This window comes from Nocardiopsis sp. NPDC006139 (genome assembly GCF_040614155.1).
Classification (GTDB): Bacteria; Actinomycetota; Actinomycetes; order Streptosporangiales; family Streptosporangiaceae; genus Nocardiopsis; species Nocardiopsis changdeensis.
This window is the reverse complement of sequence record NZ_JBEXTT010000013.1, coordinates 170,531-194,964: the sequence shown is the minus strand read 5'-3', so window position 1 is coordinate 194,964 and position 24,434 is coordinate 170,531. Positions and strand designations below refer to the sequence as shown.

21 protein-coding genes are annotated in these 24,434 nt (G+C 73.2%); 9 read left to right on the top strand and 12 right to left on the bottom strand.

The features are described from left to right. Positions 1–43 precede the first annotated feature (43 nt). From ABZ249_RS19305 to ABZ249_RS19290, 4 genes are read right to left on the bottom strand one after another with little or no spacing between them, the layout of a single operon-like run. Positions 44–937, bottom strand: a complete 894-nt coding sequence (locus ABZ249_RS19305) for an NAD(P)-dependent oxidoreductase (protein ID WP_355264566.1) — start codon at positions 935–937, stop codon at positions 44–46. A 52-nt stretch (positions 938–989) separates the two neighbouring features. Then, positions 990–1,823, bottom strand: a complete 834-nt coding sequence (locus ABZ249_RS19300; RefSeq protein ID WP_355264630.1) for a PmoA family protein — start codon at positions 1,821–1,823, stop codon at positions 990–992. A gap of 5 nt (positions 1,824–1,828) precedes the next feature. Continuing rightward, positions 1,829–2,989: a Gfo/Idh/MocA family oxidoreductase gene (locus ABZ249_RS19295; protein ID WP_355264563.1), complete on the bottom strand. Its 1,161-nt coding sequence runs from the start codon at positions 2,987–2,989 to the stop codon at positions 1,829–1,831. After that, positions 2,986–4,299, bottom strand: a complete 1,314-nt coding sequence (locus ABZ249_RS19290; protein ID WP_355264560.1) for a Gfo/Idh/MocA family oxidoreductase — start codon at positions 4,297–4,299, stop codon at positions 2,986–2,988. The genes ABZ249_RS19295 and ABZ249_RS19290 overlap by 4 nt, the downstream gene beginning before the upstream one ends. A gap of 421 nt (positions 4,300–4,720) precedes the next feature. Between ABZ249_RS19290 and ABZ249_RS19285 the strand changes: the two genes are divergently transcribed. Genes ABZ249_RS19285 through ABZ249_RS19275 form a run of 3 tightly spaced genes read left to right on the top strand, consistent with a single transcriptional unit; the run spans position 4,721 to position 7,890 of the window. Beyond that, positions 4,721–5,689: a sugar ABC transporter permease gene (locus ABZ249_RS19285; protein ID WP_355264557.1), complete on the top strand. Its 969-nt coding sequence runs from the start codon at positions 4,721–4,723 to the stop codon at positions 5,687–5,689. Next, a complete protein-coding gene (locus ABZ249_RS19280; RefSeq protein ID WP_220561282.1) occupies positions 5,679–6,557 on the top strand; it encodes a carbohydrate ABC transporter permease in 879 nt (292 codons plus the stop codon). The genes ABZ249_RS19285 and ABZ249_RS19280 overlap by 11 nt, the downstream gene beginning before the upstream one ends. 22 nt (positions 6,558–6,579) lie before the next feature. Continuing rightward, positions 6,580–7,890: an extracellular solute-binding protein gene (locus ABZ249_RS19275; RefSeq protein WP_355264553.1), complete on the top strand. Its 1,311-nt coding sequence runs from the start codon at positions 6,580–6,582 to the stop codon at positions 7,888–7,890. Positions 7,891–7,962: 72 nt separating this feature from the next. Here ABZ249_RS19275 and ABZ249_RS19270 read toward each other — a convergent pair whose 3' ends face one another. From ABZ249_RS19270 to ABZ249_RS19255, 4 genes are all read right to left on the bottom strand, one after another. Continuing rightward, entirely contained in the window at positions 7,963–8,604 is a 642-nt protein-coding gene (locus tag ABZ249_RS19270) for a response regulator transcription factor (protein ID WP_355264550.1), read from the bottom strand. Between the two features lie 28 nt (positions 8,605–8,632). Next, positions 8,633–9,802, bottom strand: coding sequence for a histidine kinase (locus ABZ249_RS19265; RefSeq protein WP_355264547.1), 1,170 nt, complete (start codon positions 9,800–9,802; stop codon positions 8,633–8,635). A 22-nt stretch (positions 9,803–9,824) separates the two neighbouring features. Continuing rightward, the gene (locus ABZ249_RS19260; RefSeq protein WP_355264544.1) at positions 9,825–10,592 is read right to left on the bottom strand and encodes an ABC transporter permease; all 768 of its coding nucleotides are present in this window, start codon (positions 10,590–10,592) and stop codon (positions 9,825–9,827) included. 65 nt (positions 10,593–10,657) lie between these two features. Further along, complete coding sequence (locus ABZ249_RS19255; RefSeq protein WP_355264541.1) at positions 10,658–11,575, bottom strand: ABC transporter ATP-binding protein; 918 nt, start codon at positions 11,573–11,575, stop codon at positions 10,658–10,660. Positions 11,576–11,847: 272 nt separating this feature from the next. Between ABZ249_RS19255 and thrS the strand changes: the two genes are divergently transcribed. Next, positions 11,848–13,071: a threonine--tRNA ligase gene (thrS, locus tag ABZ249_RS19250; RefSeq protein WP_355264538.1), complete on the top strand. Its 1,224-nt coding sequence runs from the start codon at positions 11,848–11,850 to the stop codon at positions 13,069–13,071. A gap of 99 nt (positions 13,072–13,170) precedes the next feature. Beyond that, entirely contained in the window at positions 13,171–14,124 is a 954-nt protein-coding gene (locus tag ABZ249_RS19245) for an exonuclease domain-containing protein (protein ID WP_355264535.1), read from the top strand. Positions 14,125–14,188: 64 nt separating this feature from the next. Here the strand turns inward: ABZ249_RS19245 and ABZ249_RS19240 are convergent, their stop codons facing one another. Then, positions 14,189–15,334, bottom strand: a complete 1,146-nt coding sequence (locus ABZ249_RS19240; RefSeq protein WP_355264532.1) for a hypothetical protein — start codon at positions 15,332–15,334, stop codon at positions 14,189–14,191. A 251-nt stretch (positions 15,335–15,585) separates the two neighbouring features. On the opposite strand from ABZ249_RS19240, the gene ABZ249_RS19235 reads away from it, so the two are divergent. Then, positions 15,586–16,452 (top strand): AraC family transcriptional regulator, encoded by an 867-nt coding sequence (locus ABZ249_RS19235; RefSeq protein ID WP_355264529.1) that lies wholly within the window; start codon positions 15,586–15,588, stop codon positions 16,450–16,452. Here the strand turns inward: ABZ249_RS19235 and ABZ249_RS19230 are convergent. Beyond that, entirely contained in the window at positions 16,392–17,711 is a 1,320-nt protein-coding gene (locus tag ABZ249_RS19230) for an MFS transporter (RefSeq protein WP_355264526.1), read from the bottom strand. The two genes, ABZ249_RS19235 and ABZ249_RS19230, sit on opposite strands and share 61 nt — an antisense overlap. 149 nt (positions 17,712–17,860) lie before the next feature. On the opposite strand from ABZ249_RS19230, the gene ABZ249_RS19225 reads away from it, so the two are divergent. Both ABZ249_RS19225 and ABZ249_RS19220 read left to right on the top strand, forming a co-directional pair. Then, positions 17,861–18,439, top strand: a complete 579-nt coding sequence (locus tag ABZ249_RS19225; RefSeq protein ID WP_355264524.1) for a TetR family transcriptional regulator — start codon at positions 17,861–17,863, stop codon at positions 18,437–18,439. Next, entirely contained in the window at positions 18,436–19,962 is a 1,527-nt protein-coding gene (locus ABZ249_RS19220) for an MFS transporter (RefSeq protein WP_355264521.1), read from the top strand. The genes ABZ249_RS19225 and ABZ249_RS19220 overlap by 4 nt, the downstream gene beginning before the upstream one ends. 52 nt (positions 19,963–20,014) lie before the next feature. Here the strand turns inward: ABZ249_RS19220 and ABZ249_RS19215 are convergent, their stop codons facing one another. Together ABZ249_RS19215 and ABZ249_RS19210 are read right to left on the bottom strand one after the other, a co-directional pair. Next, positions 20,015–20,821 carry an alpha/beta fold hydrolase gene (locus ABZ249_RS19215; protein ID WP_355264518.1) on the bottom strand — a complete coding sequence of 269 codons (807 nt, stop codon included), beginning with the start codon at positions 20,819–20,821 and terminating at the stop codon, positions 20,015–20,017. A 325-nt stretch (positions 20,822–21,146) separates the two neighbouring features. Further along, on the bottom strand, positions 21,147–22,457 hold the full coding sequence (locus ABZ249_RS19210; protein ID WP_355264515.1) for an MFS transporter: 1,311 nt from the start codon (positions 22,455–22,457) through the stop codon (positions 21,147–21,149). A gap of 418 nt (positions 22,458–22,875) precedes the next feature. On the opposite strand from ABZ249_RS19210, the gene ABZ249_RS19205 reads away from it, so the two are divergent. Further along, positions 22,876–24,423 (top strand): alkaline phosphatase D family protein, encoded by a 1,548-nt coding sequence (locus ABZ249_RS19205; protein WP_355264512.1) that lies wholly within the window; start codon positions 22,876–22,878, stop codon positions 24,421–24,423. The last annotated feature ends 11 nt before the right edge of the window (positions 24,424–24,434 follow it).

The window sequence follows — 24,434 nt, the reverse complement described above, 5'->3', positions numbered from 1 at the left end:
TCCCAGCGTAGCCGAGCGGGCGGCGCCCCGACGCTGCACCGCCTCACCCCGCCCGGTCGACGCGCAACCGGTCACGCCAGGTCGCACGGGGCTCCCACCCCAGGTCCCGGCGGGCCTTGTCACTGGAGAACACCGCACGCCCGTCCGCCAGCGCACCGGCCACCGGCGCCGACCCCGGGTGCAGACGCGCCATCAACCCGTCCACCGGCCCCTCCGCCAGCGGATCGGCCGCCACCGCGTTGTACACCCCGCCGTGCTCGACCCGCTCCGGGGCCTCCACCACACGCGCGAACAACTCCGCCGCATCGGCCGCGTCCACATAGTTGAACAGCGACACCCCCGCCAGCTCCGGATCCGCCACCCGCTCGGCCATCGTGTGCCCCAACTGGGTGGGCGCCCCCTCCCACTCCTGCGGCGCCACCACGTACCCCGGCCGCACCGCGCACAGCACACAGTCCCCCGAGGTCCGCGCCAGCGCCCGCACCGCCTCCTCCACGATGAGCTTGCTCAGCCCGTAGGCGTGCCAGGGCGCCACCGGGTGCTCCTCGTCCAACGGCAGGTACCGGGGCCGCCACCCCGGGGTGTTGTAGCCGTACACCGTCGGACTGGAGGCGGCCACCGCCACCCGGGCACCGTGCTCCACCGCCGCACCCAGCACCGCCCAGGCCAGACCCGTGTTGACCTGGAGCGTCTCCACGTCCGGACGCGCGAACGGCACCGCGATCCCGGCCAGGTGCACCACCGCCTCAGGACGCACCTCGGCGAACACCCCCGACCGCGCATCCGCGTCCAACAGGTCCGCCACCAGCCCCCGCACCCCCGGGGGCCCCTCGGCCGGCGCCACGTCCACCGAGGCCACCTCGTGGCCCCGGGCGGCCAGACCGGCCACGACACTGCGGCCCAGCCGCCCCGAACCTCCGGTGACGAGCACACGCATACGGGTCTTCCCTCTCTCGTTCTTCGATTCCGCGTACATCCCGACGCACGGCTCAGGGCAGGGCGGCGACGGCCGCCGCCAGGGCGTCCAGATCCCCGGGGTGCCCGTCCACGACGGCCGTGCGCAGACACCTGGTCAGCTCCCGCCCCGCCGGGAGCGGCAACCGCTCCTCCCAGGCCAGCGCCGGACCCACCCCCGGATACTCCCGCGCACGCACGAACCAGGGATCGGTGTGCCCGCCCGGCTGGTGGAACAGCAGCGTCCACGGCCCGCCCGCGTCCCCCTCCAGGGCCAGCCACCGCGCACGCGACCCGTGCAGCCCCTCCTCGCCCCGCACACCGTCCGGGCCCAGGACCCGGGGCGCCGAAGGGCCGATCGGGGCCCGCCAGAACAGCCCCCCGTACCCCGCGCCGGGACGGCCGTTGGTGGCCGGGCTGCCGATCGACAGGTCACGGCCGCCGGTGTTGCGCAGCGTGCACTCCAGGTCCAGCACCCACGCCGACCCGTCCAGGCCGCGGGCCCGCCACCGGCGCTCCTCGCGCAGCAGCTCACCCCGCCCCGGACCGGTCCAGGACACCTCCTCCACCCACACGCCCCCCGGCCGGGCCACCGGGCCCCGCGAACTCTGGCGCCCGTGGTTGTCCAACATCACCGACCCCCGGTCCGGGGTGAAGGTGCGCCCGCCCCAGAACGACGTACCCGACACGTCCGGCACCGCCACCCCCACACCCAGGTGGTGGCGGTGGTCCTCGGGCACCACCTCGGTCACCACCACCCCGGCCCGGGTGCGCACCGGGTGCAGGTACGGGCGCGGCGACAGCCGCGGCTCCACATCCGCCCCGCCGTTCCACACCGCCACCGCCGCACCGGCCCCGCCGGGCGCCATCCTCGTCATGAGACCGCCTCCGAATCCATCCGCGCCCAGGGAACATCCAGCTCGCGGAACAGGGACAGGGACTCCGCGGCACGCGACACCAGGTCGGTGACACCGTCCACGGTCCGGTGGATCACCCCGCCCTCCTCCCACACCCGCTGGTGCTCCGGGCCGATCGGCACCGGATCGGGCCCGGTCCGCACCGCCTCCAACACGTGCATGAACCCCCGCGTCGCCCCCGGCGGCACCAGCAGCGGCGTCCCGTGCCGCAAATGGTCCACCAGGTCCGCCACCAGGTGGCGGCGCGGATGGGTCGCCGTCACCGGCGCCCGGCCCGGCCGGTGCACGCTCACCCGGTCCAGCGTGTACTCCAGCTCGATCCGCCCCCGCTCCCCGTGCACCAGCAGCCGCGGCGGGACCTCCGCCGGCGCGCACAGGCTCGTCGCCAGCACCACCGGCACCCCGCCGGCCGTGCGCAAACGCAGCGCCGAGGTGTCATCGCTCTCGATGGGATGCGCCCGGTACAGGTCCAGCTCGATGTCCGAGGGCGCGTGGGCGCCCTCGCCCACCAGCGCCAGCGCGGTGGCCGTCGCGTGCGCGAACGGGTTGGTGATCGCCCCGTCCACCACCTCGCGCCCGTCCAGGCGCCGCCGCCCCGCCCACGGCGCACGCCCGTAGTAGGCCGAGGTGCGCACCCACGCGGCCCAGCCGCCGATACCGCGCACCCGCCCCACCGCCCCCTCGGCGATCAGGGCCCGCACCGCGTCCACCGCCGCCGACCCCAGGCTCTGGAACCCCACCTGGCAAGCCAGCCCGGAGGCGTCGACCGCCTCCACCAACCGGTCCAGCTCGGCCAGGGTCGCCGTGGTGGGCTTCTCCAACAGCACGTGCGAGCCGTGCTCCAAAGCGGTCAGGGCCAACGGAAGGTGCGTGTGGATGGGGGTCACCAGCACGGTGACGCGCGCACCGGTCCGCTCCAGGGCGGTGGCCAGGTCGTCGAAGAAGGGCACCGCACCGTGCCCCTCCAGGTCGTCGCCCGCCGCCGGCGCGACCCGGTCGCACACCCCCGCCAACCGCACCGTCCCGGCCTTGACCAGCGGCAGCAGCGAACGCAGGTGGGAGCGGCCGTGGCCGTGCAGGCCCACCAGCAGCAGCGGCACCGGGCCCGCGGCGCTCACGCGTCCTTCCCCGCGACCAGGTCGGCGACGCGCACCGGCGCCCCCGAGGCCATGGAGGCGTTGGCGGCCAGCCCCGTCAGCAGCGCGTTGCCGCCGTCGGCGTGGTCGGGGCGGATGCCGTCGTCCAGCCGGCCCAGCAGCGCGTCGAGCATCGCGGTGTCGCCGCCGCCGTGGCCGCCGGTCCCCACCTCCACCGGGACCTCCTCGGGCCCGCTCCAGTGGCGGCGCAGCACCAGCCGCGAGACCGTGTCCTCCTTGGGGGCGGGCATGCCCCGCACCGGGTTGTCCTCGGTACGGCCCGCCACCGTGCGGTCGAACTCCACCATGTCCAGCTCCAGGCGGCCGCGGCTGCCGGTCACGGCCAGCCGGTACCCCTCCCAGGGGGCGTACGCGGTGAGGTGGTAGGTCAGGCGGGCCCCGGTGTCGTAGCGCACCAGGACCGACATGTCGTCCTCGATGGTGATGCCGGGACCGAACACGTTGAGGTCGCGGCGGTAGCCGTCCTCGTGCTCGGCCTCCAGGTACAGGGCGCTCAGGTCGGGGCTGTCGGCCAGGTGCAGGGCGAAGGGGTCGGCGTCGGCGGCCGCCGAGCCGTGGCCGCGCTCGTAGTCGGCGGCCAGCCCGTGCCGGCGCCCGTTCTCCTCCCCGTAGAAGAACAGCCGCCCGGAGGCGAACACCTCCTCCGGACGCGCGGAGATCCACCAGTTCACCAGGTCGAAGTGGTGGCTGGCCTTGTGCACCAGCAGGCCCCCGGAGTTGGCCTTGTCGCGGTGCCAGCGGCGGAAGTAGTCGGCGCCGTGGCGCAGGTCCAGCATCCACTCGAAGTGGACCGAGCCGACCTCGCCGATCGCGCCCTGGGCGATGAGCTCGCGGACACGGCGGTGCACGGGGTTGTAGCGGTAGTTGAAGCCGACCGTGACCCGGCCGCCGGTGCGCTCGCGCGCCTCCTCGATGCGGCGCAGCCCCTCCAGGTCGGTGGTCATGGGCTTCTCGGTGATGACGTCGGCGCCGTGCTCCAGGGCGGCGACGATGTAGTCGGCGTGGGTGTGGTCGACGGTGCACACGATCACCTCGTCCACGGCCTGCTCGGCGAGCATGCGGGAGAAGGCGTCCGCGGCGTAGGCGGGCACGGGGTCCAGGCCCGCCTCGGCGACGATCCGGTTGTGCACGGCCATGCGGGTGGCGTTGGTGTCGCACAGGGCGACGAGGGCTCCGTGGCGGCGGTGGGTGGAGGCCAGGGCCCGGGTGTACATCCGGGCCCGGGAACCCGTGCCGACGATCGCGTACCTGCGTTGCGTGGTGTGGTTCACACCAGGATGGTAAACGCTTTCCCATTGGAACCACAATGCCGGGAGCGATCCCATGACCGAAACGGGTGGGGCGCACGGGGCGAACAAGGGGATGAAACGGGCACAAGGGGGCAGGAAGTTCCGGCCGAAACCCCAGCCCGGCGGGCGAACCGGAAGGTAACGATCCGGGCGGCGCTTGCCCCGCAAGGGGAAACCGGGCGTTGACACCCTTGTAACCCGGTGCTAGAAACTGAGCATCCTAATAGCTGGATAGCGCTTACCAACCCATAACCTGCGCTTTTCCGCAGTGTTCTCGGACACAGGGGCCATCGGCCCCGGTCCGCGCCCCTCCCCGATCAGATTGGCGGTCCGTGACCATGCACCCTGGTACGCGCGTCTCCACCTCACGGTCGGAGACCGCCCCCACAGGAGGCGGATCCCTGTGAGCGCGCTCCTCCAGCGCGGCACCCGCCCGGCGGCGGCACCTCCGGCCCCCGCCGGCAGCGGCCGACGCGCCCCCAAAGGCGGCACCGGCCGCCGCAAGCGCGAGAACCTCGCCGCCTACGGCTTCCTCGCCCCCTGGTTCGTGGGCCTGGCCCTCATCACCGCCGGCCCCCTGCTGGCCTCGCTCTACTTCTCCTTCACCGACTACAACCTCATCGGCGACTACGAGTTCGTGGGCTGGGCCAACTACGAGCGGATGCTCGAGGACGCCCGCCTGCACAGCGCCCTGCGGGTCACCTTCGTCTACGTGTTCGTGTCGGTGCCCCTGCAGCTCGCCCTCGCCCTCGCCCTGGCGATGGTCCTGGACCGCGGCGTACGCGGCCTGGCCCTGTACCGGTCGGTGTACTACCTGCCCTCCCTGCTGGGCGGCAGCGTCGCCGTCGCCATCCTGTGGCGCCAGGTGTTCGGAGCCGAGGGCCTGGTCAACCAGGTACTGGCGTTCTTCGGCATCCAGGGCGAGGGCTGGGTCTCCCACCCCGACCACGCCCTGAGCACCCTCATCGTGCTGAACGTGTGGACGTTCGGCGCACCCATGGTCATCTTCCTGGCCGGGCTGCGCCAGATCCCCGCCATGTACTACGAGGCCGCCGCGGTGGACGGGGCCGGCAGACTGCACCGCTTCTGGCACATCACGGTCCCCATGCTCACCCCCATCATCTTCTTCAACCTGGTGCTGCAGATCATCAACGCCTTCCAGACCTTCACCCAGGCGTTCATCGTCAGCGGCGGCACCGGCGGCCCCTCCGACTCCACCCTCTTCTACACGCTCTACCTCTACCAACGGGGGTTCGGCGCGTTCGACATGGGCTACGCCTCGGCGATGGCCTGGCTCCTGCTGATGATCATCGGGGGATTCACCGCGGTGAACTTCCTCGCCTCCAAGTTCTGGGTCTTCTATGGCGACTGACACACGGCTCCCCGCCCGCCCCCGCGGCACCCGCGACCGCAACGACCGCATCCGGCGCCTGCTCACCCACATCGGCCTGATCGGCTTCGGCCTGATCATGCTCTACCCGCTGCTGTGGATGCTGTCGAGCTCCTTCAAACCCACCGCCGAGATCTTCCGGGAACCGGGCCTGATCCCCTGGAACTTCACCCCGGAGAACTACAGCGAGGGCTGGAACGCCCTGCAGTACCCCTTCCACCACTACCTGCTGAACTCAGCGATCGTGGTGGGCGGCTCCATCGTCGGCAACCTCATCGGCTGCTCCATGGCCGCCTACGCCTTCGCCCGCCTGGAGTTCCGCGGCAAGCGGCTCTTCTTCGCGATCATGCTGGCCACGATCATGCTGCCGATCCACGTCGTGATCGTCCCCCAGTACATCCTGTTCGCGGAACTGGACTGGATCAACACCTTCTACCCCGTCATCGTCCCCAAGCTGCTGGCCACCGACGGATTCTTCATCTTCCTCATGGTCCAGTTCATCCGCGGCCTGCCCCGCGACCTGGACGAGGCCGCCCGCATCGACGGCTGCGGACACGTGCGCATCTTCCTGCGCATCATCCTGCCCCTGTCGATGCCCGCCCTGGCCACCACCGCCATCTTCACCTTCATCTGGACCTGGAACGACTTCTTCAGCCAGCTGATCTTCCTCACCCGGCCCGACATGTACACGGTCCCGGTGGCGCTGCGCACCTTCGTCGACTCCAGCTCCCAGACCTCCTGGGGTCCCCTGTTCGCCATGTCCGTGGTGGCCCTGGGACCCGTGTTCGGATTCTTCCTCGCCGGCCAGCGCTACCTCGTCAAGGGCATCGCGACCACCGGCATCAAGTAGATATCGAGAGGACCCACCCCCTATGTCCCCCGTGAACAAGCGCCGCGCCCGCCGGCCACTGGCCCTGGCCGCCACCATGACAGCACTGGCCCTGGCCGCCACCGCCTGCGGAGGCGGCGGCTCCGAATCCGAGGACGGCGTCGTCGAACTGCGCTACTCCTGGTGGGGCGCCGACGACCGCCACTCCACCCTCCAGCAGGTCATCGACATCTTCGAGGCCCAGAACCCCGACATCCGGATCGTCGCGGACTACACCGACTGGGGCTCCTACTGGGACAAGCTCGCCACCGCCACCGCCGCCAACGACGCCCCCGACATCATGATGCAGGAGGAGCGCTACCTGCGCGAATACGGCGACCGCGGCGCCCTGGCCGACCTGTCGCAGATGGAGGGCCTGGACCTGTCCAAGATCGACCCGCTGGTCGCCGAGAGCGGCGACCTGGACGGCGCCACCTACGGCATCGCCAGCGGCGTCAACGCCTACACCATCCTGGCCGACCCCGAGGCGTTCGAGGCCGCCGGCGTGGAGATGCCCGACGACACCTCCTGGACCTGGGAGGACTACATCGAACTGTCCGCCGAGATCACCGAGGCCTCCGGCGGCGACATCGTCGGCACCCAGAGCATGGGCTACAACGAGCAGGGCTTCCAGATCTTCGCCCGCCAGCGCGGCGAACGCCTCTACAACGAGGACGGCACCCTGGGCTTCTCCGAGCAGACCCTCGTCGAATGGTTCGAGCTCAACCAGGAACTCCTGGAGACCGGCGGCCAGCCCGAGGCGGCCCAGAGCGTGGAGATCGAGGCCGGCGGCCCCGACCAGTCCGTGCTCTCCACCGGCACCGGCGCCATGGCCCACTTCTGGACCAACCAGCTGGGCGGCATCACCGAGTCCTCCGGCAACGAGATCGAACTCCTGCGCTACCCCGGCGAGTCCACCGGCGAGCGCACCGGCATGTTCTTCAAGCCCGCCATGTTCTACTCCATCTCCGCCGGCTCCGAGCACCCCGAGGAGGCCGCCCGCTTCGTCGACTTCATGCTCAACAGCACCGACGCCGCCGAACTGATCCTGGCCGACCTGGGCCTGCCCGCCAACGTCGACGTCCGCGGCAGCATCCTCAGCTCCCTGCCCCCCGCCGACGAACGCAGCGCCGTGTTCATGTCCGAGATCGAGGACGGCATCGTCGACGGCAACCCGCCGCCGCCCATCGGCGCCGGCCAGGTCGTGGAGATCACCAAGCGCGTCACCGACTCCCTCGCCTTCGGCGAACTCACCCCCGAGGAGGCCGCCCAGCAGTGGATCTCCGAGGTGGAGGCCGCCATCGGCGCCCAGTGACCCCCTGACCCCCCACCGCGGGGCCGCACCCCGGGCCGGGTGCGGCCCCGCCGCCGTACCCGCCCCGGCCCCTCACGCCCCCAGATAACGCAGCACCGCCCGCACCCGGCGGCTGTGCCCCGTCCCGTGGTCCAGGTCCAACTTGTCGAAGATCGCGTTGACGTGCTTTTCCACCGCACTCAACGACACGTGCAACCGCTCCGCGATCGCCGGATTGTTCCACCCCTGCGCCATCTGCTCCAGCACATCGCGCTCACGCGGCGTCAACCGGGCCAGCGGATCGGGCCGCGCGTGCGCCAACAGCCGCCGCACCACCTCCGGGTCGAACGCCGCCCCGCCCGCCGCCACCCGCTCCAGCGCCGCCAGGAACTCCCCCACATCCGCCACCCGGTCCTTGAGCAGATACCCCACCCCGCCTGGCGACCCCGTCAACAGCTCGGTCGCATAACGCCGCTCCACGTACTGCGACAGCACCAGCACCGCCACACCCGGATGCCCCGCACGGATCTCCAGCGCCGCCCGCAACCCCTCATCGGTGTGCGTGGGCGGCATCCGCACATCCACCACCGCCGCATCCGGCGCGTGCCGCACCACCTCGGCCACCAGCGCCCCGGCATCCCCGACCGCCGCCACCACCTCGTGCCCCTCCTCCTCCAAAAGGCGCACCAGACCCTCCCGCAACAGGACCGAGTCATCGGCGATCACCAGACGCATGAACCCTCCACCCTCCTCGAAACGCCCCTCACCCCGGCAGCACCGCGCACACCGTCGTCGGCCCGCCCACCGGACTGTCCACCGACAGTGTGCCGTCCAAAGCAGCCACCCGCCGCGCCAGCCCCGTCAACCCGCCCCCCGCCGGATCCGCCCCGCCCCGGCCGTCGTCCCACACCCGCAGCTCCCAACCACCGCCCCCACCCGTCAGATGCACCGCCACCTGACCGGCCCCCGCGTGCTTGACCGCGTTCGTGATGGCCTCCCGCGCCACGAAGTACAACGCCGTCGCCGGCACCCCCACCGGCACCGGATCGGCCGCCACCCGCACCGCCACCGGCAGCGGACACCGGTCGGCCACCTCCGTCAACGCCGCCTCCAACCCCAACGTGTCCAACGCGTTGGGGTACACCCGCCAGGCCACGTCCCGCAACTCCTCCAACAGCACCAGCGCCTCGGCGTGGGCGTCGCGCACCAGCCCCGCCGCCCGCTCCGCGTCCCCACCGCGCCGCGCCCGCCCCAACAGCATCGACAACGCCACCACCCGCTGCTGCACCCCGTCGTGCAGGTCCCGCTCGATACGGCGCCGCTCCTCGTCCACCGCCCGCACCACCTCCGACCGCGTACGGGTCAGCTCATCGATGCGCCGCACCATCAGATCCCGGGTACTGGGCCCCACCAGGCGCCGCGCCAACAGCGCCTCCACCGCACCCACCGCCTCGGTGCCCGCCCACAAGAGCCCGGCGGTGCCCAGGCCGAAGATCGCCCCCAACGACAACGAGGACACGTGCATCCGCACCCCCGTCATCCGGATGTCCACCGCGGAGGCGCCCCCGGTCAACGCGTCCCACACCAGACCGACCCCGAACAGCACCGCCAACCCGCCCAGCACGAACAGCAGCAGCGACGCCACCAACGCCACCGGCAACCGCGCCAACAGGTACAGCACCCGCGCACGCACCCCCGGATCGGGGTGCACCACCCGCCCGTACCAGCGCCCCAACCGCCCCAGGTCCCACTCGGCGACCCGCACCGCCCACCCCGCCACCGCGGGCCGCAACGGCGGCCACAGCGCCGCCGGCGCCGCCACCACCCACAGCACCGTCACGGCCGCCGTCACCTGCCCCGCCCACGCCCCCGCCAGGGACCGGGCGAACCGCCCCGCCACCGCCGCGACCGGCTCCCACCAACGACCCGCCACCGCGGCCCTACCCCCGCTCACCTCAGGCGTCGCGGCGGGCGAGCACCACCGCACCCGCCGCCAGCGCCACCGCCGACCAGCACAGGAGTACCACGCCCGCCGCGAACGGTCCGATCCCCACCGGCCCCAACGCCAGATCGGTGTCCATGAACCCCGCACCGGCCACGAACAGCGTCCGCTCGCCCAGCACCACCGACAGCTCGCCGCCCATCATCAACAGCATCACCGGCAACCCCACGATCAGCAGGAACAGCGTGGTCAGCGCCCCGGCCACCGACCGCAGCGCCGCACCCGCCCCCAGCGCCGTCACCGCGACCAGCGCCAGGTACACACCCTGGCGCAGCACGGACACGACCGCCTCGCCCGCCTCCAGCGTCCCGTACCCCGCCAGGTAGGGGTGGGACATCACCGCGAACGACAGCACCGTCCCGACCGCCGCGGCCACCACACCCAACACGAACACGAACCCCGCCGCCACGACGGCCTTGGCCGCCAGCAGCCGCCACCGCACCGGCACCGCCTGCAACGACGCGTGCAACGACCGGGAGGAGTACTCGGTGGTGATGACCGGCAGCACCAGGCCGACCACCACGAACTGCACCACCCACAAAGTGGCGTAGGCCGCCATCTCCGGGGCGGGCACCTCCGCCACCGGCACCGACCCGTTCTGGGCGTTGGACACGGTGGAGACCGCCACCGACGGCGCCACCGCGCACATCAGCACCAGCGCCACCGCGGCGCCCCACCAGGTGGTGCGCACCGACCGCAACCGCACCCACTCCGCGGACACCGCCGCACCCAGGTCCGACAGGGCACGGCGCGCACCGGCCGGCCTTTCCACAACGGCGACCGGCATCATCGCTCTCCCCCGTTCCGGGCGGTGTACTGCACCGCGTTCTCGGTCAACTCCCGGTAGGCCTGCTCCAGCGAGGCGTCGCGGGTGCGCAGCTCGTGCACCACCACCCCGGTCCGGTGGGCCAGCTCCCCCACCCGTTCCATCCCCAGGCCGGTGACCACCAGTTCGGTGGGGCCGGGCCGCTCCACCGTGGCCCCCTCGGCCGCCAGCGCGGCCACGAGGTCCTCGGGGTGGGGGCTGCGCACCACCACCGCCGTCCACGCGCTGTGCGCCAGCACCTCGGCCAGCGGCGCGTCGGTGATCAGCCGGCCCCGCCCGATCACCACCAGGTGGTCGGCGGTCAGCTGCATCTCGCTCATCAGGTGGCTGGAGACGAACACGGTGCGCCCCTGCCCGGCCAGCTCCCGCATCAGCTCGCGGATCCACCGCACCCCGTCGGGGTCCAGCCCGTTCACGGGCTCGTCGAACAACAGCACCCCCGGATCCCCCAACAAAGCCGCGGCGATCCCCAACCGCTGGCTCATCCCCAGCGAGAACGTCCCCGCCCGCCGCCGGGCCGCACCCTCCAGCCCCACCCGCTCCAGCACCTCGTCCACCCGCCGGTCGGGGATGCGGTGGGTGCGCGCCAGCGCCAACAGGTGGGCGCGGCCGCTGCGCCCCGGGTGCACGGCACGGGCGTCCAGCACCGCACCCACATGGTGCAGCGGCCTATCCAGCTCCCGGTAGGGGCGCCCGCCCACCAGCGCCCGCCCCGACGTGGGGTGGTCCAGCCCCAGCACCATGCGCATCGTGGTGCTCTTGCCCGCACCGTTGGGCCCCAGGAACCCGGTGACCCGCCCCGGGCGCACCTGAAGGTCCAACGAGTCCACCGCCAACACGTCGCCGTAGCGCTTGGTCAATCCCCGCAGGGTGATCATCGGCTCTCCCGTCCTCGCTTCCCGACGGTGCCCATGCTGGCCGCCGCGCCCCGGCCCCGGCCATGGTGCCGCCCGCCGAAGAGGGGTGCGGTTTACCGCAGGACACCCCGCCGCGGCCTCTGGTACGGTCACACCATGCAGCGCGCCCACAGCACGACGACGCCGGAGATGCCACCGGCGCGCTGACTCTTGCACTCAACGAAGCCCCGGGGCGCACCTCCCCGGGGCTTCGCGCATCCGGTGGTCCGCCCCCGCACCCTCGGGAGGAACCCGTGACCACCACCGACCACCGCCGCCTGGGCCGCGACCTGGACCTGTTCGACACCGACCCCCTCATCGGCGCCGGACTGCCGTTCTGGCTCCCCGACGGCGCCACCGTCCGCCACACCCTGGAGGAGTACGTGCGCGGCCTGGAACGCGAGGCCGGGTACGTGCACGTGTACTCCCCCGCCCTGGGCAAACGCGCCCTGTACGAGAAGTCCGGCCACTGGGCCCACTACCGCGACGGCATGTTCCCGCCCCTGGACGACGGCGGCGACCAACTGGTGCTGCGCCCCAGCCTGTGCCCCCACCACGCCCTGCTGTACCGCTCCCGCGGCCGCAGCCACCGCGAACTGCCCCTGCGCGTCGCCGAACTCGGCGACATGTACCGCCAGGAGCCCTCCGGGTCCCTGGGCGGCCTCACCCGCGTACGCGCCATCCGCCTCAACGACGCCCACATCTTCTGCACCCCCGACCAGGTCGTCGACGAGACCGCCAACGCCCTGGACCTCATCGGCCGCGCCCACCGCGCCCTGGGCATCACCCCCCTGCGCCACCGGCTGTCCCTGCCCGGCCCCGGCGGCAAGTACGCGGGCGAGGCGGCCACCTGGCAGCGCGCCACCGGACTGCTGGTGGCCGCCCTGGAGCAGGCCGGCCTGGACTGGGAGGAGGGCCCCGGCGAGGCCGCGTTCTACGGACCCAAGATCGACGTGCAGATCGCCGACCCCGCCGGACGCGAGTCCACCCTGTCCACCGTCCAGGTCGACCTGCACCAGCCCGAACGCTTCGACCTGCACTACACCGGCCCCGACGGCGCCCGCCACCGGCCCGTCATGGTCCACCGCAGCGTCATCGGCAGCATCGAACGGGTGGTCGCCCACCTCACCGAGGTCCACCAGGGCGCCTTCCCCGCCTGGCTGGCACCCCTCCAAGCGGTGGCCCTGCCCGTGACCCCCGACCAGGAGGCGGCCGCCGCCCACCTGGCCGACCGGGCCCGGCGGCGCGGACTGCGCGCCGACACCGCCCCCGCCGACACCGGCGCCCTGGGCGCCCGCATCCGCACCCACCGCCTGGTGCCCTACCAGGCCGTCATCGGCGCCCGCGAGGCCGCCCAGGACACCGTCGCGGTACGCCTGCGCGACGGCCGCCGCCTCCCCGCCCTGCCGGCCGAGGAGTTCCTGGACCGGGCCGCCGCCCTGGCCGCCGCCCACACCACCGACCTGTGGGACGAATAAAACCCCCGGTACCGGGGGCCGGCCGACCCGACCGCGCCCCCGGCACCGGAATACGACGGTAGCCTCAACGCGTCAACACAGTGCGGGGAGGAGAACAGGGTGTCGGACAGCTGGACCGCGATCGACTTCGAGACCGCCAACCAGGACCGGGGCAGCGCCTGCGCCGTCGGCCTGGTCAAGGTGCGCGACGGAATCATCGCCGACCGCCACACCACCCTGATCCGCCCGCCCGCCGGCATCGACTTCTTCTCCCGCCACAACATCGCCGTCCACGGCATCACCCCCGACGACGTCGCCGACGCCCCCACCTGGCAGAGTGTCCACGCCCGCATCGTGGAGTTCGCCGACGGCGACCCCCTGGTCGCCCACAACGCCCCCTTCGACATGGGCGTCATCGCCCAGGCCTGCGCCCGCACCGGCCTGGCCACCCCCGCCTGGGACTACGCCTGCACCCTGGCCCTGTCCCGCCGCACCTGGGCCGAACTGCCCGACCACCGGCTGCCCACCGTCAGCGCCCACATCGGCCACCGCGTCACCCACCACCACCGGGCCGACGCCGACGCCGAGGCCGCCGCCCGCATCGCCATCGCCGCCATGGAACGCCACGGCACCACCTCCCTGGCCGACCTGGCCCGCGCCGCCGGCAGCGCCCTGCGCCGCCTGACCCCCGCGGCCCCCCTACCAGCCCCGGCGCCCCAGGCCTCCGGCGAGGACCGGTTCGCCCGCTGGCAGCGCGCCGCCCGCACCGACCTGCCCGCACCCTCCCCCGACGCCGACCCCTCCGGCCCCCTGTACGGCAAGGTCGTGTGCGTCTCCGGCGACCTGGAGTCCATGGACAAGCCCGAGGTGTGGCGGCGCATCGCCGAGGCCGGCGGCACCCCCGCCAAGAACGTCACCAAGAAGACCGACATCCTGGTCATCGGAGGCCACGACGGCCCCGGCAAGACCTCCAAGCACCGCCAGGCCGAGACCTACGCCGAACGCGGCCAGGCCATCGCCTTCCTCACCGAGGCCGACCTGCTCCTCCACCTGGGCATGACCACCGGCGCCTGACCACAGGACACGAAAAAAAGGGGGGCCGCCCGCACCGCGGACGGCCCCCCTCGACCCCGACCCGTCACCGCTCCGCGCGCTGGCGCGGGAACCGCAGGATCGCACCGCTGCCCGCGGCGGGCTCACCGTCGTCCAGCACCTCGCTGAACCCCGCATCCGCCATCACCGCCGACCGCAGCATCAGCGCACTGGCCGGGGCCCGGAACGCCGTATCCGGATCGTCCAACCCCTCGGGCTTGGCCGCCACCAGGATCGGCGCGCTGGACGACCCCCACAGCTCCGGCTCACCGTCGCGCTCGGCACCCAGCAGCAGCGTGCGCACCCGCGCCTCCGACAGCATCGGCAGCGTCGACTCGGTACCCCGCACCGCCTGGTCCTGGGCGAGCTTTTGCTCGAACTCCTCCAACGCCCCCTTCTGGGAGTCGGCCACGAACGCGCGCAACGCCTGCGCCGCGGCCTGGTGCAGGCGCTGCTCCGCATCGGGCCCGCCGCGACCGCCCGGCACCACCTCGATCGGGATGGAGAGCCTGCGCTCATGGATGTTGTCGCGCAGATACGAGATCGCCTCGTCGTCCCCGCCCACGATGATGATCCGGGCATCGACCTCCGCCACCGCCTCACGCACCAGCTCGGCCAGCCTCGCGGTGTTCTCCCGCCAGGTCTCCAAGTGGTACTGCTTGCGGACGTAGTCGCCGTTGTACCCGCCCAGGCTCCCCGGCCCCCCGCGCCCCATCGTGTCGATGTTGTGCAGGTCCGCACCGGTGAAGTCCCTCTCCGACACCGGCCTGGGATCGGGATCGCCCGCGTAGGCGAACACCTTCGCCTTGACCCGGTCCAGGGCCACCAGCGCGTACGGCAGGTGCCGGCCCCGGTCCACCACCACCGGCAGCGCGTCGGGGACCGGCGCCCACAGCGCCCGGTCCCGCGCCGGCGGCTCACCCAGCGTGTACTCGCCCAGCAGCCGCCCGCCCGACGCGAACAACGCCTGGCCGTGGTCGCCGTAGGCCCGGGAGGAACCCTCCCCGACCGCCTCCTCCAGCACGTCCAAGGTCGCCTCATCGGCCCCCTGGGCGCTCAACCGCTCGCGCAGGTGCCGCCAGCGCAGCTCGATCTTCTTGTCCGCGTCGGTGGTGTCACGGCTGGTGTCCAGATGCACCGAGGCCACCGGGGCGTCGTTGTCGTACAGCGGTCGCAGAAAACCAAGGTCCATGTATCCGCGGGGCGCGATCCGGGCCTCGCCCCGCCCACCTCCTTCTCGGGGTCGGCCTGTCGGGCCATCCTCAGCTGAGGGTGCTGCCACCGTAACCGCCCACGTCGGGGGCGACGCAAGTCCTTGCCCAACGATTCCCCGACCTTGCCCGAAGCCGGGAGCGTACGACCCGACACAACACGCACACCCACGGTCGGGTACGCACACCCCCGCACCCCCTAGCGTCGAAGACCGAAGAAAGGAGCACGACCGTGCTGGAGGCACTGAACCGGGCACTGGACCTGGTGGAGGAGGACACCTCCCGGCCGGTGGACGTGGCACGGATGGCGCGCGCGGCGCTCACCTCCGAACACCACCTGCGCCGCATGTTCACCTCCCTGGCCGGGATGCCCCTGTCGGAGTACGTGCGCCGCCGCCGGCTGACCCTGGCCGCGGTGGAGGTCGCCCAGGGCGACGCCACCCTGCTGGACATCGCCGTCCGCTACGGCTACGGGTCCGCCGAGGCGTTCGCCCGCGCCTTCCGCGCCCTGCACGGGGTCGGCCCCGGCCAGGCCCGGCGCACCGGCGCGGTCCTGACCTCCCAACCGCGCATGACATTCCGACTGACCGTGGAAGGAGGTACCGCCGTGCGGTACCGGATCGTGGAAAAAGAGGCGTTCCGCCTCGTGGGGTACCGGGCACGCGTGCCCCTGGTGCACGAAGGCGTCAACCCGGACATGGACGCGTTCGTCCGCGGCCTGGGCGAGGCCGCCTGGGAGCGCCTGGCCGCCCTGTCCGACGGCGAACCCGGCGGAGTCGTCTCGGCCGTGGACGACATCGAACCCGAACGGGCCGAGGGCAGCCTGCTGGACTACTACCAGGCGGCGGTGAGCACCGCCCCCGCCCCCGAGGGGATGGACGTCCTGGAGGTCGCGGCGGGCACCTGGGTGGTGTTCCCCTTCGAGGACGTGCCCTTCCCCGAGGGCATCCAACGGGTGTGGGTCGACGCCTACGGCCAGTGGTTCCCCTCCCACCCCACCCACCGCACCGCCCCGGGCCCCGAACTCGTCACCGCCGACTACGGCGAGGACGGGTCCACCGCCTCCGGAGAGGTCTGGGTGCCCGTCGAACGCGTGTGAGACCCGGCCCCCGCCTCGGCCGCGCGCACCGCCCGCGTGGTCAGGCGGGCCGCCGACACCGCCACCAGGGCCGCACTGAGCACCCCCGCCACCAGGAACGGGGCCGACAGCGCCCACACCCGCCCCACCACCGGCTCCAAGGCGGCGGCCAGACCCCCCGCGGCCAGCGCCCCCACCGGCGCGGTCCCCCACCCCACCGTGCGGTAGGCCGCCAGCACCCGCGACAGCAGGTGCCCGGGAACGATGCGCTGGCGCAGCGACACCGTCACCGCGTTCCACCACATGGTGAAGAACCCCACCGCCACGAAGCACACCGCGAACACCCACACACGGTGCACCGACCCCACCAGGAGGTAGCCGACCGCCTGCACCGCCAGGGCGGCGGCCAGCGCCACCCCCGGCGCCACGAGCGGCACCAGCCGGTGCACCACCTGCGCCCCCAGCACCATCCCCGCCGACACCGCCGTCAACAGCAGCCCGAACCCGGCCGCCCCCACCCCCAGCACGTCCCGGGCGAACAGCACCAGGACCGCGGCGTTCATCGACGCCGCCAGATTGGACAGACCCAGCACCACCGCCAGGGTGCGCAGCAGCCGGTGCCCCCACAGCCACCGCACCCCCTCGCCCACCAGGACCCGCAACGGCACCGCCGCCCCCGCCCCGGCCGCCGGCGTGAAATCCCCGCGCAGGGCCAGCAGCGCCCCCACCGCCCCCGCCGCCAACAGGGCCTGCGCCCCGAACGCCGCCGCCGCGGACACCGCCACCAGCACCCCCGCCAGCGGGGCGCCCGCGAACCGGCCCGCGACCTCCTCCACACTCCACAGCATCCCGTTGGCGCGCTCCAGGCGCTCGCGCGGCACCACCATCGGCATCAGGGACTGGGCGGTGTTGTCGAAGAACACCTCGCACACCCCCACCAGCAGCGCCGCGGCGACCACCACCGGCACCGGCGCCGCCCCCACCGCCGCCAAAGCGGCCAGCACCACCAGGACCAGCGCCTTGCCCGCCCCCGCCCGCACCATCAGGCGGCGCCGGTCCATCCGGTCGCCCACCGCCCCGGCCACCAGCGCCCCCAGCCAGGGCAGCCGCCCCGCGGCCGCCACCGCCGCCACCGCGACCGGGTCACCGGTCAACGTGGCGGTGTACCAGGGCAGCGCCACCAGGGCGATGCCGTCCCCCAGGTTGCCCAGCGCCCCGGCGGCCAGCAGCCGCCGATAGCCCGGGCCCAGCGGCGGGAGCGTACTGCCAGGGGCCGCCATGGGGCCTCGCCTCCTCGGTCCGGGAACGGTGCGCGCCATCCTGGCACACCCCGCCGCCCCGCAGGGGCCGCTCTGCGCACCGCAGAACCCGAACCCCCACATGTACACTTGTACATGTACGTTTGTTCCAGAAACCGTGGAGCGCCCCCGTGACCGACACCGACCGCGGCTCACCCCGCCCCCGCGACCCCCGACGCCGCCGCCGCGCCATCATCGAGGCCGCCGCCGACCTCATCGTCGGCGAAGGCGCCGCCCACCTCACCCACCGCCGCGTCGCCGCCCGCGCCCAGGTCCCCCTCGGCTCCACCACCTACTACTTCTCCTCCCTCACCGAACTCAAGACCGCCGCCCTGGAACACCTCACCCGCGAAAGCGACACCTGGCTGGAACAGGTACGCACCACCCTGGCCGACCACCACGGCGACCCCCGCGGCCTATGCGACCTCATCGCCCACTACCTCGCCGACCGCGACCAGGTCGCCACCGACTTCGCCCTCGCCGCCGCAGCAGCCGACGACCCCGCCCTCCGCCCCCTGGCCCTGACCTGGTTCAACGGCCTCGTCGACGCCCTGACCGCCTACACCGACCCCCACACCGCCCACGCCGTCGCCGTCTTCACCGACGGCGCCCTCATCCACGCCCTCCTGCACGACACCCCCCTGGACACCGACACCCTCTACCGCTCCATCACCGCCCTCCTGCACACCGCCCACCCGAGGACCCCATGACCGCCCACCCCCCGCCCACCACCACCCCGACCCGGCGCCGCCGCTGGGCCGGCCTGGCCGTCCTGTCCGCCGGCCTCCTCGTGGTCGCCATGGACATGACCGTCCTCAACGTCGCCCTCCCCGACCTGGCCGCCCACCTGCGCCCCACCGCCGCCCAACAGCTGTGGATCATCGACATCTACTCCCTGGTCCTGGCCGGCCTGCTCGTCCCCATGAGCGCCCTGGCCGACCGGTGGGGCCGCCGCCTCCTCCTGCTCACCGGATTCACCGTGTTCGGCGGCGCCTCCCTCCTGGTCCTGCTCGCCGACACCCCCGCCGCCGTCATCGCCGTACGCTCCCTCCTGGGCGCCGGCGGCGCCATGATCATGCCCACCACCCTGTCCATGATCCGCAGCCTCTTCCCCGACCCGCGCGAACGCGCCACCGCCCTGGGCGTCTGGGCCGCCACCTCCTCCCTGGGCATGGCCGTGGGCCCCATCCTGGGCGGACTGCTCCTGGAACACTTCACCTGGCACGCCGCGTTCCTGGTCAACGTGCCCGTCATGGCCGCCGCCCTGGCCGCCGGCCTGCTCCTGCTCCCCGAGGCCCGCGACCCCGCCCCCGGCACCTGGGACGCCACCGCCACCGTGCAGGCCATCGTCGGCATGGTCGCCCTGGTCTGGGCCATCAAACACTTCGCCAAGGCCGGCCCCGGCGACCCCGCCGCCTGGGCCGCCCTCGCCGCCGCCCTGGCCGTGCTCACCTGGTTCGTCCTGCGCTGCCTGCGCCGCCCCGACCCCCTGCTGGACGTGCGCCTGTTCGCCCGCCCCCAGTTCACCGCCGGGGTCCTGGCCGCACTCACCTCCATGCTGGCCATGGCGGCCCTGCTGCTCCTGGTCGCCCAATGGCTCCAACTGGTCCTGATGCTGTCGCCGTTCATGGCCGGGATCCACCTCACCCCCATGGCCGCGGGCGCCGTGATCGCCTCACCCCTGGCACCCCGGGTGGCCGACCTCATCGGGGCGCGCGCCGCCCTGTCCGGCGGACTGGCCGTGGCCGGAGCGGGCCTGGCCCTGCTCCACCTGGCCCCGCCCCTGGTCCCCGTCGTCCTGACCGCACTGCTGCTCATCGGCTGCGGCGCCGGCGCCCTCACCATCGCCTCGGCCATCATCATGTCCGGCACCCCCGCCGCCAAGGCCGGCAACGCCGCAGCCATCGAAGAGACCGCCTACGACCTGGGCAACGTCCTGGGAGTGGCCGTCCTGGGCTCCATCGCCGCCGCCCTCTACCGCGCCCGCCTGGACACCGCCGGCATCACCGGCCCCACCACCACCGAACTGGCCCACGCCCGCGAATCCCTGGGCGCCGCCCTGGAGATCGCCGAACACACCGGCACCGCCGAACTGGCCGCCCGCGCCGGCACCGCGTTCACCGACTCCCTGTCCCTGACCGGCCTCATCGGCGCACTCGTGATGCTCACCGCCGCCGCCGCGGTCTTCGCCCTGGTCCCCCGCCGACTGGACCTGCACACCCAGCACCACTGACGCGCACCGCCCCCGCCCCCCGAAAAACGGGGACGGGGGCGGGGGCGGCGGGTCAGATACCGGTCCGGCTCAACCGCGTACGCGAACGCTCCAGGAACCGGCGCAGCACCTCGTTGAACCGCTCGGGCCGCTCCAGATTGGGCAGGTGCCCCGCCCCCTCGATGATCTCCACCACCGAATCGGGGATGCGCACATGCATCGCCTCGGTGAACTCCGGCGGCGTGAACCCGTCCTCCTGCCCCGCCACCAACAGCGTCGGCGCCGAGATACGCCGCAGCAACGGCAGGTGGTCGGTCCGCTCGGCCCGGCCCAGCAGCGCCGCAGCCGCACCCTCCGGCGGCGCCGCGTACATCATCGCGCGCACATGGTCGGCCACCGCGGGCAGCGCCCGCACATTGGCCTCGGTCATCATGCCCACCAGCATCTCGTCGGTGTAGCCCACCATCCCCTCGGCCCGCAGCCGCGCCGCCACCGCCCGCCGCGACGCCCGCCCCTGCTCGGTCTCGGCATAGGGGTTGGTGGCCGCCAGCGTCAGGGAGTCCACCCGGTCCGGGAAGAGCCGGCACAGCTCCAGGGCGATCTGGCCGCCCATCGACAACCCCACCACCCCCACCGAGTCCAACCCCACATGCTCCAGCAGGGCCGCCAGGTCACGGGCGAAAACATCCATGGTGGTGACCCCCGGGACGACCGTCGTACGGCCGTACCCGCGCAGATCCGGCACGACCACCCGGAAACCGCGCCCGGCCAGCGCCCGGACCTGCGGCTCCCACAAGGTGTGGTCGAAGGGGTGCCCGTGCACGAACAGCAGCGGATAGCCCACGCCGCGGTCCACATAGTGGACGTCGATACCGCGCACGCGGGCTGTACCCGTTCCGTCACCGTTCACCGGGTTCGTCTGATGTGCCACAAGAAACGATGCTATTCACGCGCGCAAGAGCATCGATCCGTGGGGTACCGCACACCAACGGGAAAGGGCCGTAGGCGGTCCCTCGACACCTACGGCCCCCGCGCACCGCGACCTCCGTCCTCGGCCACGGCGCCCGCGTGGCGAACACCACGCCCCCTCGGGGTCCAGGACACCCGATCACAGGAGGAGACGCCCCGGGCACCGGTCGGGTTCGGCCCCCGCGGCGACTTCATCGCAGGAATCATCCCCCCGCGACCCGACCGGCGAAACTTTCCTACCCGCCCGAACGCCCCCTGCGCCCCAGCACCCACGCCGCCACCAGATAGGGCGCCGCGAACACCGCGAACGCCCACCCGTGACCGGTCAGCGCGAACACCACCGCGTACAACGGATACGCCGCCGTCGTCACCAGATCCGTGCCCAGCCCCGCCACCGACGTCACCGTGGCCCGGCTCGACCCCGTGATCCGCTCCTGCAACCGGGCATCGGCCACCACACAGGCCGCCTGGCACACACCGAACCCCGCACCCAGCAGCACCCACCCCACGGCACCGCCCACCAGGGCCCCCGACGCCACGGCCACCGCCGCCGCACCCAGCAGCACCGCGAACACACCGGCCGGCAGACGCGAGACCGGGCCGGCCAGCAGACCGCCCACCGTCACCCCCGCCCACACCACCGCCAGCACCGCGGGCACCCCCGCGGCCGCCACCCCGTGACCCGACACCAGCAACGGCACGTACTCGTCCAGCATCCCCCAGAAGGAGGTCACCACCACCAGCAGCACGACAGCGCCCCGCACCCGCCGGTCCCGGCGCACCTGCACCAGCCCGGCGCGCAGGACCGCACCGTACTCCCGCAACGTGGCGGGCTCGGGGTCCTCATCCCCGTCCCCACCGGCCTCCGCGGCGGCCGGGACGGCCGGGGCGGAGGGGTGGTGGGGCCGGTGCGGACCCGCCCCCACCACACCCGGCGCCCCCAAGGCGCCCCCCGGGCCCGGACGGTACTCGGGCAGCACCAGACCGGCCAGCGCGCACACCCCGCACACCGCCACACTGGCCGCACCCACCGCCGCGTACCCGCCCCAGGCCATCACCGGCACCGCGACCAGGGTGGCCGCACCCACCGCCGCCACCCCCAGCGCCCGGGCCACACCCATCACCCGCGCGTAACGGCCCACCGCACCACGGCGGGCCAGCTCGTCGTGGACCAACGCCTCAAGGCAGCCCGAGGACAGGGAACCCCCCACCCCCCACAGCACGAACCCCGCAGCGAACGCACCATAGCCCGGCGCCAGCAGCCACAGGGCGAAACCGGCGGCCGTGAACACCGGGGCCGCCGCCAACAGGTACCGGCGCGGGACGACGTCGGCCAGAGCCCCGGCCGGCACCGAGAACACCAGCCCCACCCCGGACCAGAGCATGAAAAGGGAACCGATCTGCGCCACCGACAGGCCGTGGTCGGCGAACAGCAGGGCGTACACCGGATACAGGAGGACGAACTCCTCCGCCGCCGCGTACACGTACAGCGGCCCGGTCAGCCGGAACACGCGCGCGCCCGGGGCGCGCACGGACTTGACAATCATGGATGAGGTCTTTCGGTCGAACGTGCAGGGACACCAAAGAGCGGTGCCCCCGGGCGGGGCCCGGGCACGGACCGAAGACCGTCGTAGGACTTAATGTCGCTTGCGCATGCCGCCAGCATACGCCGCCCCCGCCCCCAGCGCAGGGGCAGGGGCGGCGCACACCCGAAGGGACCGGAACCGGGACCGGGACCAGGGGATGGTGCGCCCTCGCATCACGACCGGTGAACACACCGATCATGCACACCCCGCCCCCGCGACGGCAAAAGGTTCCCCCGAACCGTCGCGCACCGCCACCGATTCGTCACCCCATGTCAGAAGATGTTCACTCCGGCAAGACCGGAGAGTTCGCCCCCCTGTGACCGGATGGAACACGGCCCCGCCACCCCCGGCGGGCACCGACCCGCACCGAGGAGAACCCATGCCGGACACCCCCATCACCCGCCGCCGCGTCCTGGCCGGCGGCGCGGCCCTGGGCGCCGCCGCCCTGGCCGGCGCCACCCCCTGGAACACCCCCGCCGCCGCGGCCGCCCCCCGCCCGGCCCCGCGCACCGACCCCTTCACCCTCGGCGTCGCCTCCGGCGACCCCGACCACACCAGCGTCGTCCTGTGGACCCGCCTGGCCCCCGACCCCCTCGCCCCCGACGGCCGCGGCGGCATGCCCGACCAGGCCGTCGACGTCCACTGGCAGATCGCCGAAGACGAACACTTCACCCGCCCCACCGCCTCGGGCACCGCCACCACCGGCCCCGACGACGCCCACACCGTCCACATCGAGGCCCGCGGCCTGCGCCCCGGCGCCCACTACCACTACCGCTTCCGCACCGGCACCCACATCAGCCCCGTCGGACGCACCCGCACCACCCCCGCCCCCGGCGCCCGCACCGACCGCTTCGCCTTCGCGTTCGCCAGCTGCCAGAGCTTCACCCACGGCCACTACACCGCCCAACGCCACCTCGCCGACGAGGACCTCGACCTCGTCGCGTTCCTGGGCGACTACATCTACGAGACCGGCGAGACCGGAACGGCCGGCCGCCCCCACATCCCCGCCCATGAAGTCCACGACCTGCCCGGCTACCGCATCCGCCACGCCCAGTACAAAACCGACACCGACCTCCAGGCCGCCCACGCCGCCTTCCCCTGGGCCGTCGTCTTCGACGACCACGAACTGGAGAACAACTGGGCCGACGACCACCCCCACGGCGGACAGCCCTCACCCGAGTTCACCCGCCGCCGCGCCGCCGCCCTCAAGGCCTACTACGAACACATGCCCCTACGGCCCGCCCAACGCCCCCACGGCCCCGACCTGCACCTGTACCGCACCCTGACCTTCGGACGCCTGGCCCGCCTGCACCTGCTCGACACCCGCCAGTACCGCGACGTACAGTCCACCCCCGACCGCGAGGACCCCGACCGCACCCTCCTGGGCGCCGAACAGAAAAACTGGCTGCTGGACGCACTGGCCACCACCCCCGCCCAGTGGAACATCCTCGCCCAGCAGGTGTTCTTCTCCCAGCGCGACTTCGCCGCCGGCACCCCCCGCAGCTTCAGCGACGACGCCTGGGACAACTACAAGGCCGAACGCGACCAGGTCCGCGACCACCTGGCCGGCGTGCGCAACCCCGTGGTCATCACCGGCGACGTGCACGCCAACTACGTCGTCGACATCAAGGCCGACTTCGACGACCCCGCCTCCGCCACCGTCGCCACCGAACTCGTCGGCACCTCCTTCACCAGCGGCGGCGACGGCACCCACCACAACCCCGGCGACGCCGTCCAGCTCGCCGAGAACCCCCACATCAAGTTCATCGACCGCACCCGCGGCTACGTCCGCAACACCCTCACACCCACCCACTGGCAGGCCGACTACCGCACCGTGGAACGCGTCTCCACACCCGGGGCGCCCATCACCGACCTGGCCCGGTTCACCATCGCCGACGGCACCCCCGGAGCGGTCCCCCAGGCATGACACACCCCTTG

Bases quoted from the DNA above. Each gene is read 5' to 3' on its own strand.
- ABZ249_RS19220 (WP_355264521.1), top strand. From the start codon at position 18,436: ATGACCGCCCACCCCCCGCCCACCACCACCCCGACCCGGCGCCGCCGC.
- ABZ249_RS19210 (WP_355264515.1), bottom strand. From the start codon at position 22,457: ATGATTGTCAAGTCCGTGCGCGCCCCGGGCGCGCGCGTGTTCCGGCTG.
- ABZ249_RS19300 (WP_355264630.1), bottom strand. From the start codon at position 1,823: ATGGCGCCCGGCGGGGCCGGTGCGGCGGTGGCGGTGTGGAACGGCGGG.
- ABZ249_RS19305 (WP_355264566.1), bottom strand. From the start codon at position 937: ATGCGTGTGCTCGTCACCGGAGGTTCGGGGCGGCTGGGCCGCAGTGTC.
- ABZ249_RS19255 (WP_355264541.1), bottom strand. From the start codon at position 11,575: ATGATCACCCTGCGGGGATTGACCAAGCGCTACGGCGACGTGTTGGCG.
- ABZ249_RS19230 (WP_355264526.1), bottom strand. From the start codon at position 17,711: ATGGCGGCCCCTGGCAGTACGCTCCCGCCGCTGGGCCCGGGCTATCGG.
- ABZ249_RS19205 (WP_355264512.1), top strand. From the start codon at position 22,876: ATGCCGGACACCCCCATCACCCGCCGCCGCGTCCTGGCCGGCGGCGCG.
- ABZ249_RS19280 (WP_220561282.1), top strand. From the start codon at position 5,679: ATGGCGACTGACACACGGCTCCCCGCCCGCCCCCGCGGCACCCGCGAC.
- ABZ249_RS19240 (WP_355264532.1), bottom strand. From the start codon at position 15,334: ATGGACCTTGGTTTTCTGCGACCGCTGTACGACAACGACGCCCCGGTG.
- ABZ249_RS19275 (WP_355264553.1), top strand. From the start codon at position 6,580: ATGTCCCCCGTGAACAAGCGCCGCGCCCGCCGGCCACTGGCCCTGGCC.
- ABZ249_RS19270 (WP_355264550.1), bottom strand. From the start codon at position 8,604: ATGCGTCTGGTGATCGCCGATGACTCGGTCCTGTTGCGGGAGGGTCTG.